The following is a 12,369-nucleotide window of genomic DNA, read 5'->3' on the forward strand; positions in this document are numbered from 1 at the left end:
ACAAAGATAAAAAAAGCTTCACAGTTAAGTGAAGCTTTAAAATGTTTTTATTTATTTGACTTAAAGTCTCTCAACGGGTGCCCAGTGTATATTTGTCTTGGTCTTCCGATTGGTTCTTTATTCTCACGCATTTCTTTCCATTGCGCAATCCAACCTGGTAATCTACCAATAGCAAACATCACGGTAAACATATCTGTTGGAATCCCTAAGGCTCTGTATATAATTCCAGAGTAGAAATCAACGTTTGGATATAAATTTCTTGATTTGAAGTATTCATCTTCTAAAGCTGCTGCCTCTAACTTTTTCGCGATCTCTAAAATCGGATCTTCAACACCTAAAGTTTCTAATACTTCTTTAGCTGCTTTTTTGATGATTCTTGCTCTTGGATCAAAGTTTTTATAAACTCTATGACCAAATCCCATTAAACGGAAAGGATCATTTTTATCTTTGGCTTTCGCCATGAATTTATCAGTGTCTCCACCGTCTTTGTTAATTTCTTCCAGCATTTCAAGAACTGCCTGGTTAGCACCACCGTGAAGTGGCCCCCAAAGCGCAGAAACACCTGCAGAGATTGAAGCAAACAATCCTGCATGAGAAGAACCAACCATTCTTACCGTAGAGGTTGAGCAGTTTTGCTCGTGATCTCCGTGTAAGATAAATAATTTGTCTAATGCATTAACAATAATAGGGTTTGCAGCGTAAGGTCCTGTAGGCAATTTAAACATTAATTGCATAAAGTTCTCTACATACCCTTGTGTATTGTCATAATAGTTCAATGGATACCCCATTGTTTTTCTATACGTCCATGTAGCGATTACAAGAAACTTAGCTATAGTTTTACAGATAGCTTCGTACATTTCTTTTTCGTTCTCTACATTTACAGCTTTTGGATTAAAGGCGGTTAAAGCACTTGTCAAAGCAGACAAAACTCCCATTGGATGAGCCGTTTTTGGAAAACCGTCAATGATGTTCTTCATTTCTTCGTTAACCAAAGTATGCTTTTTAATATCAGCATCAAATTGAGCTAATTGTTGGGCTGTTGGTAATTCACCAAAAATTAAAAGATAAGATACTTCAGGGAAACTTGCTTTTTCAGCTAAATCTTCGATTGAATATCCTCTGTAACGCAAAATCCCAAGTTCTCCATCCAAGAAAGTAATCTCACTTGTACAAGATCCTGAATTTTTATATCCTGGGTCAAGCGTAATGAAGCCAGTTAAATCACGTAATTTGTTAATATCGACAGCAGACTCATTTTCACTCCCAGTGATTACCGGAAGTTCAATTTTCTTACCATCTACTTCTAATGTAGCTGTTTTTGACATAATATATCGGAAATAAATCTTTAAAATAATAATTTACCAAATCTAAGGAATTTAAGACTAATTAAAAAAAGAATCCTGCTATGAATTTGTTAAAACTCCAAAAAAAAACCATCCGTAAAAACGGATGGTTTAAATATAGTCTATAATTGTTTACAATTATTTGATTTTGAAAGCATTTAAGCCAGGGAAATAAGCAGTACTTCCCAATTCTTCTTCAATTCTCAATAATTGATTGTATTTTGCCATACGATCAGAACGAGAAGCTGAACCTGTTTTAATCTGACCACAGTTTAAAGCTACTGCTAAATCTGCAATTGTAGTATCTTCTGTTTCTCCTGAACGGTGAGACATTACTGAAGTATACCCTGCATTTTTAGCCATATTTACAGCTGCAATAGTCTCCGTTAAAGTTCCAATTTGGTTCACTTTTACTAAGATTGAATTGGCAATACCTTTTTGAATTCCTGTAGACAAACGCTCTACATTAGTAACGAATAAATCATCACCAACTAATTGCACTTTATCACCGATTTTTTCTGTTAAGTATTTCCATCCATTCCAGTCATCTTCGTACATACCATCCTCGATAGAGATAATTGGATATTTAGCCGCAAGTTCAGCTAAATAATCTGCTTGCTCTTCAGAAGTTCTGATTTTTCCAGTCTCTCCTTCAAATTTAGTATAATCGTATTTACCGTTTACATAAAACTCAGAAGCAGCACAGTCAAGTGCAATCATAATTTCGTCTCCGAAAGAATATCCTGCATTTTCAACCGCTTTTTTGATGGTATCTAAAGCATCTTCAGTTCCACCGGCTAAGTTTGGAGCAAAACCTCCTTCATCACCAACAGCAGTACTTAAACCTCTGTCATGTAATACTTTTTTCAAACTGTGAAAAATCTCAGTTCCCATTTGCATCGCATGTGTAAAAGAAGTTGCTTTTACAGGGAAAATCATAAATTCTTGAAATGCGATTGGCGCATCAGAGTGAGAACCACCGTTGATGATGTTCATCATCGGTACAGGTAATGTATTAGCAGAAACGCCACCTACATATCTGTATAAAGGCAATCCAAGCTCATTAGCAGCCGCTTTTGCAGCAGCCAAAGAAACTCCTAAAATTGCATTCGCTCCTAATTTAGATTTGTTTGGAGTTCCGTCTAAATCAATCATAGTCTGATCGATCACATTTTGTTCAAAAACAGAAATTCCAACTAACTCTTCAGCAATAACAGTATTTACATTATTCACTGCATTCAAAACACCTTTTCCAAGGTAAGCTTTACCACCATCACGTAATTCAACCGCTTCGTGCTCTCCAGTTGAAGCTCCAGAAGGAACAGCTGCTCTACCTAAAACTCCGTTTTCAGTTATTACATCAACTTCAATAGTAGGATTACCTCTGGAATCAAGAATTTGTCTTGCGTGAATTTTAATTATAATACTCATTATTTTTACTTTTTTATTAATAAATTATATATTTTTTTCGAAATTATAAAAATATCCAATAGAAAATACGCATTTTAACTATTAAAAACCTTTATTTATTAACTATATCGTTTTAGCAGAAGCCTCTTTGATGTTCTCTACAAACTGATCGAACAAATAAGAAGAATCATGAGGACCAGGACTTGCTTCCGGGTGGTATTGTACTGAAAAACAATTTTTGTTTTTCATACGCATCCCAGCTACAGTTCCGTCATTCAAATGCAGGTGTGTAATTTCTAAATCCGGGTGGTTATCTAATTGTTCTTTATTAACAGCAAAACCATGATTTTGAGATGTAATTTCACCTTTTCCCGTAATGATATTTTTTACAGGGTGATTTATTCCTCGGTGCCCGTTAAACATTTTATAAGTCTGAACTCCATTAGCCAAAGCAATTACCTGGTGTCCTAAACAAATCCCAAATAGGGGTTTATCATTCGCCAGAATTTCTTTTGCTACTTCAATCGCCCCGAAAAGCGGATCCGGATCACCAGGCCCGTTTGACAAGAAGTATCCATCTGGATTAAACGCAGCCAAATCTTTATAAGTTGAATTGTATGGGAATACTTTTATGTAACAATCTCTCTTAGCCAGATTTCTAAGAATATTTGTTTTAATACCAAGATCTAAGGCAGAGATTTTATAAGTAGCGTTTTCGTCACCAAAAAAATAAGGCTCAGTAGTGGAAACTTTCGATGCCAATTCTAAACCTTCCATGTTTGGCACATTTGCCAACTCTTTCTTTAAATCTTCCACAGCAGTACCATCTGTACAAATAACAGCATTCATAGCTCCATTATCACGAATGTAACTTACTAATGCACGTGTATCAACATCAGAAATACAAATTAGATTTTGTTTTGTAAAATAATCTTCCAAACTACCGGAAGCATCTTCTCTGGAATAATTAAAACTAAAGTTTTTACAAACTAAACCGGCAATTTTAATCGAATCAGATTCAACTTCTGAATCATTAACTCCATAATTTCCGATGTGCGTGTTAGTAGCCACCATAATTTGTCCAAAATAAGAAGGATCAGTAAAGATCTCCTGGTATCCGGTCATTCCAGTATTAAAACAAACTTCTCCAAAAGTTTTACCGCTAATTCCGATAGATTTTCCATGAAAAATAGTTCCATCACTTAGTAATAAAATGGCGCTTTGACGTGTAGTGTATTTCATTCTTTAATTGTATTGTTTTTAATCGTCCTATAAAACCGGCGAAGCCTGTTTCAATTGTAATTAGATATTTTGCAAATTTACTTCTTTAAAAGAGTGTCTCCAAGATTTTTTAAAAATTTCATTCATAAAAATGAAACCTAAAAATTCAAATAAGTTAGATTTCCTTTTAAAAAAAATCAAAAAAAAAGGATAAACTAAAAATTAGTTTATCCTTGATTTCTATAGAATCATTACTTTCATAATTATTCAGAAGCTTCAGTAGTCGATTCTGATTCAGCAGCTGGAGCTTCCGGAGTATCCTCAGCTTTTTTTGCTTTACCACCACGACGGCTTTTTGCTTTTTTAACTTCTTTTTTACCACCATTGTAAAGTTCATTGAAATCTACAAGTTCGATCATTGCCATATCAGCATTATCTCCCAAACGATTTCCAACTTTAATGATACGAGTGTATCCACCTGGACGGTCACCAACTTTAGCAGCTACGTCTCTGAACAAGTCAGTTACCGCATATTTACTACGTAGGTAAGCAAAAACAATACGACGGTTGTGAGTCGTATCTTCTTTTGATTTAGTGATTAAAGGCTCAACGAATTGTTTAAGCGCTTTAGCTTTAGCAACAGTAGTGTTAATACGTTTGTGCTCGATAAGAGAACAAGCCATATTAGCCAACATAGCTTTTCTATGTCCAGTCTGTCTGCTTAAGTGATTGAATTTTTTTCCGTGTCTCATTGCTATTTTAAATTTAATCCGCCGCAGCGGATTGAATTATTCTTTATCTAATTTGTATTTAGCTAAATCCATTCCGAAGGTTAGATTTTTAACTGCAACAAGTTCATCAAGTTCAGTTAAAGATTTTTTACCAAAATTACGGAATTTCATTAGGTCATTTTTATTGAACGATACTAAATCACCAAGTGTATCAACTTCAGCCGCTTTCAAGCAATTTAATGCTCTCACAGATAAATCCATATCAACAAGCTTAGTTTTAAGCAATTGTCTCATATGCAATGACTCTTCATCATACGATTCTGTTTGTGCAATTTCGTCAGCCTCGAGTGTAATTCTTTCGTCAGAAAATAACATGAAGTGGTGAATTAAAACTTTAGCAGCTTCAGTAAGGGCATCTTTTGGATTAATAGAACCATCAGTTTTAATTTCAAAAACTAATTTTTCGTAATCTGTTTTTTGTTCCACACGGAAGTTTTCAATAGCATATTTTACGTTTTTTACCGGAGTAAAAATAGAATCTGTAAAAATAGTACCAATTGCTGCATTCTGTTTTTTGTTCTCCTCAGCAGGAACATATCCTCTACCTTTTTCGATTGTTAAATCGAAGTTCAATTTGATCTTTGAATCTAAATTACAGATTACAAGGTCTGGGTTCAGAACTTGAAAACCTGAAATAAATTTTTGAAAATCACCTGCTGTTAATTGATCTTTACCAGAAACAGAAATTGTAACTGCTTCATTATCGATATCTTCAATCTGACGTTTGAAACGTACTTGCTTCAGATTAAGGATAATTTCAGTAACGTCCTCAACAACACCTGAAATAGTAGAAAACTCATGATCTACACCTTCGATACGAACAGATGTAATTGCATAACCTTCTAATGCTGAAAGCAAAACTCTTCTAAGTGCATTACCAACAGTCAATCCATAACCAGGTTCTAAAGGTCTAAATTCGAATTTACCTTCAAAATCGGTTGAATCGATCATGATAACTTTATCGGGCTTTTGAAAATTAAATATTGCCATAAATTTCGACTAAGTCAATTATTATTTGTTGTACAACTCTACGATTAATTGTTCTTTAATGTTTTCTGGAATTTGAAGTCTCGCAGGTACAGAAACGAAAGTTCCTTCTTTAAGATCATTGTTCCAAGTAATCCATTCGTAAACATGACTTGAATTTGATAAAGAACGTTCGATAGCTTCTAAAGATTTAGATTTTTCACGAACTGCAACTTTATCACCAGGCTTAAGGTGGTAAGAAGGAATATTTACAACTTCACCATTAACAGTAACGTGTCTGTGAGATACGATTTGACGAGCACCTCTTCTAGAAGGAGCAATACCCATTCTGAAAACAACGTTATCTAATCTTGCTTCACATAATTGTAATAAAACTTCACCAGTAACTCCTTTAGTAGCTGATGCTTTTTCGAATAAATTTCTGAATTGTTTTTCTAAAATTCCGTAAGAATATTTAGCTTTTTGCTTTTCCATTAACTGAACAGCGTACTCAGATTTTTTTCCTCTTTTTTTAGCCATCCCGTGTTGTCCAGGTGGGTAATTTCTTTTCTCGAAAGATTTATCATCTCCGAAAATTGCTTCGCCAAATTTACGAGCGATTCTTGTGCTAGGACCAGTATATCTTGCCATTTTAAATTGTTTAAGATAGAGATTATGAATTCAGGTCTTATCCTTCGATAATCGTATATTCTATCTAGGTTATACTATAATTAAATTTGAGTATTAAACTCTACGTCTTTTTGGAGGACGACATCCGTTGTGAGGCATTGGAGTAACATCGATAATCTCAGTAACTTCAATTCCACCGTTATGAATAGAACGGATAGCAGACTCACGTCCGTTTCCTGGTCCTTTTACATAAACTTTTACTTTTTTAAGTCCTGCCTCAAGAGCTACTTTACTACAATCTTCTGCTGCCATTTGAGCTGCGTACGGAGTGTTCTTTTTAGAACCTCTGAAACCCATTTTACCAGCTGAAGACCAAGAAATAACTTCACCTTTCTTATTAGTCAAAGAAATGATAATGTTGTTGAAAGTGGCAGAAATATGAGCTTCACCCGTTGATTCAACGATAACTTTACGTTTTTTTGCAGTTGCTTTAGCCATATTACTTATTATTTAGTTGCTTTTTTCTTGTTCGCAACAGTTTTTCTTTTACCTTTTCTAGTTCTAGAGTTGTTTTTAGTTCTTTGTCCTCTTAATGGAAGACCAGATCTATGACGGATACCTCTATAACAACCAATATCCATTAAACGCTTGATGTTTAAAGAAACTTCAGAACGTAATTCTCCTTCAATTTTGTAAAATGAAACTGCGTCACGAATCGCTCCGATTTCATCATCATTCCAATCTTGAACTTTTTTATCTTGGCTTACTTGAGCTTTCTCTAAAATCTCAATAGCTCTACTTTTTCCTAATCCAAAGATGTAGGTAAGTGCTATAACACCTCTCTTATTTTTTGGGATATCTACCCCTGCTATTCTTGCCATAATTATCCTTGTCTTTGTTTAAATCTAGGATTCTTTTTGTTTATTACGTACAATCTCCCTTTTCTACGCACAATGATGCACTCGGGACTTCTCTTTTTTACTGATGCTCTAACTTTCATAGTGAATATCCTTTAATATCGATAAGTAATTCTTGCTTTTGACAAATCATAAGGGCTCATTTCCAGTTTCACTTTATCACCAGGTAATAATTTGATGTAATGCATACGCATCTTTCCGGAAATATGAGCAATCACGATATGTCCATTTTCTAACTCCACACGGAACATCGCATTTGATAATGCTTCAATGATTGATCCGTCTTGTTCTATTGCTGATTGTTTTGCCATAAATATATTAAGCTACCGCTTTTCTATTTTTACCAGTCTTCATTAAACCATCATAATGTTTGTTTAACAAGTACGAGTTGATTTGTTGAATAGTATCTATTGCAACACCAACCATAATTATTAATGAGGTACCTCCAAAAAACATTGCCCAAGATGGTTGTACATCCATAATACTTACAACAATAGCTGGGAACACAGCAATCAAAGCAAGGAATAAAGATCCTGGGAAAGTTATCAAAGACATCACTTTATCAAGGAAGTCTGAAGTTTCAGCTCCCGGACGAACGCCAGGAATAAAACCACCACTTCTTTTCAAATCATCGGCCATCTTGTTAGTCGGTACGGTGATCGCAGTATAAAAGAATGTAAATACAATAATTAAAGTTGCAAATACCAAGTTATACCAGAAACCAAACATATCGCTAAATGCTCCAACGATTGATTGTGATGTATCTGATTTAGACAATCCAGCTACAGCCGCAGGTATAAACATAATTGCCTGAGCAAAAATGATTGGCATAACCCCAGAAGCATTAAGCTTAAGAGGAATCCATTGTCTATTACCACCTGCTAAATCTTGCTCATAGTCACCAGTTGTCGTACGACGAGCGTATTGAACCGGGATTCTACGTACTGCCATTGTAAGCAATACACAAGAAATAATAACTAATAACCACACAATAATTTCAATAACTAACAACATTGGACCTCCATTGTTGTTGGTAACTCTCGTTGTAAACTCTTGAATAAAAGCTTGCGGTAAACGAGCTAAGATACCAACCATAATCAATAATGAAATTCCATTTCCAATACCTTTATCTGTAATTTTCTCACCAAGCCACATAGCAAAAATTGTACCTGTAACTAAAATGATAACTGATGAGAACAAAAATTCAGGAGAATTAAAGCCTAGTAAGAATGCACTACCAGGCAATGTTCTGTACAGATTATAGATATAAGTTGGACCTTGAACCAGTGTAATAGCTATAGTCAACCAACGAGTGATTTGATTAATCTTTTTTCTACCACTTTCTCCATCGTTTTGAAGTTTTTGCAAATAAGGAATAGCAATTCCCATTAACTGAACAACAATAGATGCAGAAATATAAGGCATAATACCTAAAGCAAAAACTGAAGCTTTAGAGAAAGCACCTCCTGTAAACATGTCTAGGATAGATCCTAAACCATTTTTAGTCTGTCCCGCTAAACCTGTTAATTGAGTTGCGTCAATACCAGGAAGCGTTACGTGTGCACCAAAACGATATACTAAAAGTAATCCTAATGTAATTAAGATTCTATTTTTCAGTTCTTCGATTTTCCAAACATTACTTATTGATTCAATAAATTTCTTCATCTTAGTAGATAAGTTATATAGTTACAGCTTCTCCACCAGCAGCTTCAATAGCAGCTTTTGCAGTAGCAGTAAATTTGTGGGCAGTTACTTTTAATTTTGCTTTCAATTCTCCTCTACCTAAAATCTTAACGATTTCATTTTTGGTAGCTAGACGGTTTGCTACGTAATCTGTCATGTTAACAGAATCAGTAATCACACCATTGTCTACTAATAATTGAAGCGTATCTAAATTAACACCTTCGTATTCTTTACGATTGATGTTTGTGAAACCAAACTTAGGCACACGTCTTTGAAGTGGCATTTGCCCTCCCTCAAAACCAATCTTTTTAGAATAACCAGAACGAGATTTTGCTCCTTTGTGACCTCTTGCAGAAGTACCACCTTTTCCAGAACCTTCTCCTCTACCTAATCTTTTATTTTGATTGTGTGTTGACCCTTCAGCTGGTTGTAAGTTACTTAAATTCATAACAGTATTTGTTATTTAGCTTCTTCGACAGAAACTAAGTGTTTAACTTTGTTTATCATACCAAGGATAGCAGGGTTTGAATCATGCTCTACAACTTGTCCCATTTTACGTAGACCTAAAGCTTCCAAACCTCTCTTTTGAGAAAGAGGACAGTTGATTTTGCTTCTTACTTGTTTTACTAATAATTTAGCCATAATTTCCTTGAATTAACCTTTAAAAACTTTTTCTAAAGAAACACCTCTTTGTTTTGCAACAGTGTAAGCGCTTCTCATTTGTAATAAAGCATCAAAAGTTGCTTTCACTACGTTATGAGGATTTGATGATCCTTGAGATTTAGATAATACATCGTGAATACCTACTGATTCAAGAACTGAACGAACAGCTCCACCAGCAATAACTCCTGTACCATGAGACGCAGGAATTAAGAATACACGTGCACCACCAAATTTACCTTTTTGTTCGTGAGGAACAGATTGTCCGTTCAAAGGAATTTTTACTAAATTTTTCTTAGCATCTTCTACTGCTTTCGCAATTGCTTCAGAAACGTCTTTAGATTTTCCTAATCCGTGACCAACTACTCCATTTTCATCACCTACAACTACAATAGCAGAAAAACCGAAAGCTCTACCCCCTTTTGTAACTTTAGTAACACGATTAACACTTACCAGACGATCTTTAAGTTCAAGACCACTTGGTTTTACCAATTCTACATTTTTGTATTTAGACATAATATATTAGAATTTAAGTCCAGCCGCTCTTGCGCCTTCTGCTAATGATTTAATACGACCGTGATATAAATATCCACCTCTATCGAAAGTGATGGTATCAATCCCGGCTTTTAACGCTTTCTCAGCAACTAGTTTTCCAACAGCAGCAGCGATTTCAACGTTAGTACCTTTTCCTATTTCTTTTTCTCTTGAAGATGCAGCTAATATAGTAACTCCATTTACATCATCAATAAGTTGAGCGTAAATTTCTTTGTTACTTCTAAATACAGATAGTCTAGGATTAGAGGTTGTACCACTGATCGATTTTCTAATTCTGAATCTAATTCTCTGTCTTCTATCAGATTTTGTTAATGACATAATCTTATTTTTTAAGCTGATTTACCTGCTTTTCTTCTTAATACTTCACCCACAAATTTAACACCTTTTCCTTTATATGGCTCAGGCTTACGGAAACCTCTGATTTTCGCAGCTACTTGACCTAAAAGTTGTTTATCGAATGATGTTAATTTTACGATAGGGTTTTTACCTTTTTCAGATATTGTTTCTAAAGCTACTTCTGGAGCAATTTCTAAAACAATATTGTGAGAATATCCAAGAGCTAAATCTAACTTTTGACCTTGGTTTGAAGCTCTATAACCAACTCCAACTAATTCAAGTTCTTTTGTAAAACCTTCAGATACACCAACAATCATGTTATTGATTAATGATCTGTATAATCCGTGTTTTGCTCTTTGATCTTTATGATCAGACGATCTTTCTACTAAAACCTGATCGCCTTCAACTTTTACAGTTACGTCCGAAAACTCCTGAGTAAGTTGACCTTTTTTTCCTTTTACTGTAATAATACCGTCTTTAACTTCTACAGTTACACCAGCAGTGATTACAATTGGGCTTTTACCTATTCTTGACATCTTTATCTAGTGTTTAAAATTAGTATACGTAACAAATTACTTCACCACCTACATTTAATTGCTTAGCTTGTTTTCCAGTCATCAAACCTTTTGATGTAGAAACAATAGCAATTCCTAATCCGTTAAGGATTCTAGGTAATTTGGCAGCACCTGCGTACTTACGTAAACCAGGTTTACTAATTCTTTGGATATCTTTAATTACAGGCTCTTTAGTATCTTTATCATACTTCAAAGCAATTTTGATTGAACCCTGAACAGAGTTGTCCTCAAATTTGTAACTCAAGATATAACCTTGATCAAATAAGATCTTAGTTATTTCTTTTTTTAGATTAGAAGCTGGAATTTCAACAACTTTGTGGTTTGCAGCCACAGCGTTACGAACTCTAGTCAAATAATCTGCAATAGGATCTGTATACATATGTATTTGATTGCGATTATGGTTTTCAGGAAGCACTATGCCTCCTGAACCTTTAATCAATTTATAAACTTTTTAAATTACCAGCTGGCTTTTTTAACACCTGGAATTAATCCATTGTTAGCCATTTCACGGAAAGTTACACGTGAAATACCGAATTGACGGATATACCCTCTTGGTCTACCTGTTAATTTACAACGATTGTGTAAACGAACTGGCGAAGCATTTTTAGGTAATTTTTGTAATCCTTCAAAATCTCCAGCTTCTTTCAAAGCTTTTCTTTTCTCAGCATACTTTGCTACCGTTTTTTCTCTTTTAACCTCGCGGGCTTTCATTGATTCTTTAGCCATGTCTTAATTCTTTTTAAAAGGTAAACCTAATTCAGCCAATAATGACTTTGCTTCTTTGTCAGTTTGAGCAGTAGTAACAAAAGTAATATCCATTCCTGAAATTTTGTTTACTTTATCAATATCAATTTCTGGGAAAATGATTTGCTCTAAAACTCCAAGGTTATAATTACCTCTACCATCAAATCCAGTAGCTTTAATACCACTAAAGTCTCTTACACGTGGTAAAGCAGAAGTGATAAGTCTATCTAAAAACTCATACATTCTTTCTCCACGCAAAGTAACTTTTGCTCCAATCGGCATCCCTTTTCTCAATTTGAATGACGCAACGTCTTTCTTTGAAATAGTAGATACTGCTTTTTGTCCAGTGATCTTTGTTAACTCATCAACTGCATAGTCAATAAGTTTTTTATCAGATACAGCTGCACCAACTCCACGGCTCAAAACGATTTTTTCCAATTTAGGAACTTGCATTACGTTTGTATATCCGAATTCCTCTTTAAGAGCAGCGATTACTCTACTCTTATATTCTTCTTTTAGTCTAGGTGTATATGCCATT

At 34.7% G+C, this 12,369-nt stretch carries 19 protein-coding genes; all 19 read right to left on the minus strand.

The genetic code is table 11. The features are described from left to right. Positions 1–47 precede the first annotated feature (47 nt). Positions 48–1,325, minus strand: coding sequence for a citrate synthase (locus LNP23_RS01815; RefSeq protein WP_047774286.1), 1,278 nt, complete (start codon positions 1,323–1,325; stop codon positions 48–50). 156 nt (positions 1,326–1,481) lie between these two features. Beyond that, positions 1,482–2,774, minus strand: coding sequence for a phosphopyruvate hydratase (gene eno, locus LNP23_RS01820; RefSeq protein WP_047774288.1), 1,293 nt, complete (start codon positions 2,772–2,774; stop codon positions 1,482–1,484). A gap of 102 nt (positions 2,775–2,876) precedes the next feature. Continuing rightward, positions 2,877–3,995 carry a glutamine-hydrolyzing carbamoyl-phosphate synthase small subunit gene (carA, locus tag LNP23_RS01825; RefSeq protein ID WP_230003382.1) on the minus strand — a complete coding sequence of 373 codons (1,119 nt, stop codon included), beginning with the start codon at positions 3,993–3,995 and terminating at the stop codon, positions 2,877–2,879. Between the two features lie 242 nt (positions 3,996–4,237). After that, positions 4,238–4,726, minus strand: coding sequence for a 50S ribosomal protein L17 (rplQ, locus tag LNP23_RS01830; RefSeq protein ID WP_047774292.1), 489 nt, complete (start codon positions 4,724–4,726; stop codon positions 4,238–4,240). A 36-nt stretch (positions 4,727–4,762) separates the two neighbouring features. Next, the gene (locus tag LNP23_RS01835; RefSeq protein ID WP_026109818.1) at positions 4,763–5,755 is read right to left on the minus strand and encodes a DNA-directed RNA polymerase subunit alpha; all 993 of its coding nucleotides are present in this window, start codon (positions 5,753–5,755) and stop codon (positions 4,763–4,765) included. A gap of 21 nt (positions 5,756–5,776) precedes the next feature. Continuing rightward, positions 5,777–6,382 (minus strand): 30S ribosomal protein S4, encoded by a 606-nt coding sequence (gene rpsD / locus LNP23_RS01840; protein WP_035619621.1) that lies wholly within the window; start codon positions 6,380–6,382, stop codon positions 5,777–5,779. Positions 6,383–6,475: 93 nt separating this feature from the next. Beyond that, positions 6,476–6,859 (minus strand): 30S ribosomal protein S11, encoded by a 384-nt coding sequence (gene rpsK, locus LNP23_RS01845; protein WP_007803677.1) that lies wholly within the window; start codon positions 6,857–6,859, stop codon positions 6,476–6,478. A gap of 8 nt (positions 6,860–6,867) precedes the next feature. Further along, positions 6,868–7,242 carry a 30S ribosomal protein S13 gene (rpsM, locus tag LNP23_RS01850; RefSeq protein WP_012022478.1) on the minus strand — a complete coding sequence of 125 codons (375 nt, stop codon included), beginning with the start codon at positions 7,240–7,242 and terminating at the stop codon, positions 6,868–6,870. Between the two features lie 2 nt (positions 7,243–7,244). Next, positions 7,245–7,361: a type B 50S ribosomal protein L36 gene (ykgO, locus tag LNP23_RS01855; RefSeq protein WP_072945378.1), complete on the minus strand. Its 117-nt coding sequence runs from the start codon at positions 7,359–7,361 to the stop codon at positions 7,245–7,247. A gap of 12 nt (positions 7,362–7,373) precedes the next feature. Further along, the gene (gene infA, locus LNP23_RS01860) at positions 7,374–7,589 is read right to left on the minus strand and encodes a translation initiation factor IF-1 (protein WP_007136545.1); all 216 of its coding nucleotides are present in this window, start codon (positions 7,587–7,589) and stop codon (positions 7,374–7,376) included. 7 nt (positions 7,590–7,596) lie between these two features. After that, positions 7,597–8,943, minus strand: a complete 1,347-nt coding sequence (secY, locus tag LNP23_RS01865; RefSeq protein WP_047774297.1) for a preprotein translocase subunit SecY — start codon at positions 8,941–8,943, stop codon at positions 7,597–7,599. Between the two features lie 13 nt (positions 8,944–8,956). Next, positions 8,957–9,409 (minus strand): 50S ribosomal protein L15, encoded by a 453-nt coding sequence (gene rplO / locus LNP23_RS01870; protein ID WP_047774299.1) that lies wholly within the window; start codon positions 9,407–9,409, stop codon positions 8,957–8,959. A gap of 11 nt (positions 9,410–9,420) precedes the next feature. Beyond that, a complete protein-coding gene (gene rpmD / locus LNP23_RS01875) occupies positions 9,421–9,603 on the minus strand; it encodes a 50S ribosomal protein L30 (RefSeq protein ID WP_017495010.1) in 183 nt (60 codons plus the stop codon). 12 nt (positions 9,604–9,615) lie between these two features. Continuing rightward, entirely contained in the window at positions 9,616–10,140 is a 525-nt protein-coding gene (gene rpsE, locus LNP23_RS01880) for a 30S ribosomal protein S5 (protein WP_085950271.1), read from the minus strand. Positions 10,141–10,143: 3 nt separating this feature from the next. After that, positions 10,144–10,494, minus strand: coding sequence for a 50S ribosomal protein L18 (gene rplR / locus LNP23_RS01885; RefSeq protein WP_047774303.1), 351 nt, complete (start codon positions 10,492–10,494; stop codon positions 10,144–10,146). 11 nt (positions 10,495–10,505) lie between these two features. Further along, complete coding sequence (rplF, locus tag LNP23_RS01890; protein ID WP_047774306.1) at positions 10,506–11,048, minus strand: 50S ribosomal protein L6; 543 nt, start codon at positions 11,046–11,048, stop codon at positions 10,506–10,508. Positions 11,049–11,067: 19 nt separating this feature from the next. Continuing rightward, the gene (rpsH, locus tag LNP23_RS01895; protein WP_017495014.1) at positions 11,068–11,466 is read right to left on the minus strand and encodes a 30S ribosomal protein S8; all 399 of its coding nucleotides are present in this window, start codon (positions 11,464–11,466) and stop codon (positions 11,068–11,070) included. Between the two features lie 77 nt (positions 11,467–11,543). Then, a complete protein-coding gene (gene rpsN / locus LNP23_RS01900; protein ID WP_007803655.1) occupies positions 11,544–11,813 on the minus strand; it encodes a 30S ribosomal protein S14 in 270 nt (89 codons plus the stop codon). A gap of 3 nt (positions 11,814–11,816) precedes the next feature. Further along, positions 11,817–12,368 carry a 50S ribosomal protein L5 gene (gene rplE / locus LNP23_RS01905; protein ID WP_047774308.1) on the minus strand — a complete coding sequence of 184 codons (552 nt, stop codon included), beginning with the start codon at positions 12,366–12,368 and terminating at the stop codon, positions 11,817–11,819. Between the last annotated feature and the right edge of the window lies 1 nt (position 12,369).

The organism is Flavobacterium cupriresistens, assembly GCF_020911925.1.
GTDB lineage: Bacteria > Bacteroidota > Bacteroidia > Flavobacteriales > Flavobacteriaceae > Flavobacterium > Flavobacterium cupriresistens.

What these genes read in the sequence shown, in the direction of transcription:
- LNP23_RS01815 (WP_047774286.1), bottom strand. Translation starts at nt 1,325, where the DNA reads ATGTCAAAAACAGCTACATTAGAAGTAGATGGTAAGAAAATTGAACTT.
- eno (WP_047774288.1), bottom strand. Translation starts at nt 2,774, where the DNA reads ATGAGTATTATAATTAAAATTCACGCAAGACAAATTCTTGATTCCAGA.
- carA (WP_230003382.1), bottom strand. Translation starts at nt 3,995, where the DNA reads ATGAAATACACTACACGTCAAAGCGCCATTTTATTACTAAGTGATGGA.
- rplQ (WP_047774292.1), bottom strand. Translation starts at nt 4,726, where the DNA reads ATGAGACACGGAAAAAAATTCAATCACTTAAGCAGACAGACTGGACAT.
- LNP23_RS01835 (WP_026109818.1), bottom strand. Translation starts at nt 5,755, where the DNA reads ATGGCAATATTTAATTTTCAAAAGCCCGATAAAGTTATCATGATCGAT.
- rpsD (WP_035619621.1), bottom strand. Translation starts at nt 6,382, where the DNA reads ATGGCAAGATATACTGGTCCTAGCACAAGAATCGCTCGTAAATTTGGC.
- rpsK (WP_007803677.1), bottom strand. Translation starts at nt 6,859, where the DNA reads ATGGCTAAAGCAACTGCAAAAAAACGTAAAGTTATCGTTGAATCAACG.
- rpsM (WP_012022478.1), bottom strand. Translation starts at nt 7,242, where the DNA reads ATGGCAAGAATAGCAGGGGTAGATATCCCAAAAAATAAGAGAGGTGTT.
- ykgO (WP_072945378.1), bottom strand. Translation starts at nt 7,361, where the DNA reads ATGAAAGTTAGAGCATCAGTAAAAAAGAGAAGTCCCGAGTGCATCATT.
- infA (WP_007136545.1), bottom strand. Translation starts at nt 7,589, where the DNA reads ATGGCAAAACAATCAGCAATAGAACAAGACGGATCAATCATTGAAGCA.
- secY (WP_047774297.1), bottom strand. Translation starts at nt 8,943, where the DNA reads ATGAAGAAATTTATTGAATCAATAAGTAATGTTTGGAAAATCGAAGAA.
- rplO (WP_047774299.1), bottom strand. Translation starts at nt 9,409, where the DNA reads ATGAATTTAAGTAACTTACAACCAGCTGAAGGGTCAACACACAATCAA.
- rpmD (WP_017495010.1), bottom strand. Translation starts at nt 9,603, where the DNA reads ATGGCTAAATTATTAGTAAAACAAGTAAGAAGCAAAATCAACTGTCCT.
- rplR (WP_047774303.1), bottom strand. Translation starts at nt 10,494, where the DNA reads ATGTCATTAACAAAATCTGATAGAAGACAGAGAATTAGATTCAGAATT.
- rplF (WP_047774306.1), bottom strand. Translation starts at nt 11,048, where the DNA reads ATGTCAAGAATAGGTAAAAGCCCAATTGTAATCACTGCTGGTGTAACT.
- rpsH (WP_017495014.1), bottom strand. Translation starts at nt 11,466, where the DNA reads ATGTATACAGATCCTATTGCAGATTATTTGACTAGAGTTCGTAACGCT.
- rpsN (WP_007803655.1), bottom strand. Translation starts at nt 11,813, where the DNA reads ATGGCTAAAGAATCAATGAAAGCCCGCGAGGTTAAAAGAGAAAAAACG.
- rplE (WP_047774308.1), bottom strand. Translation starts at nt 12,368, where the DNA reads ATGGCATATACACCTAGACTAAAAGAAGAATATAAGAGTAGAGTAATC.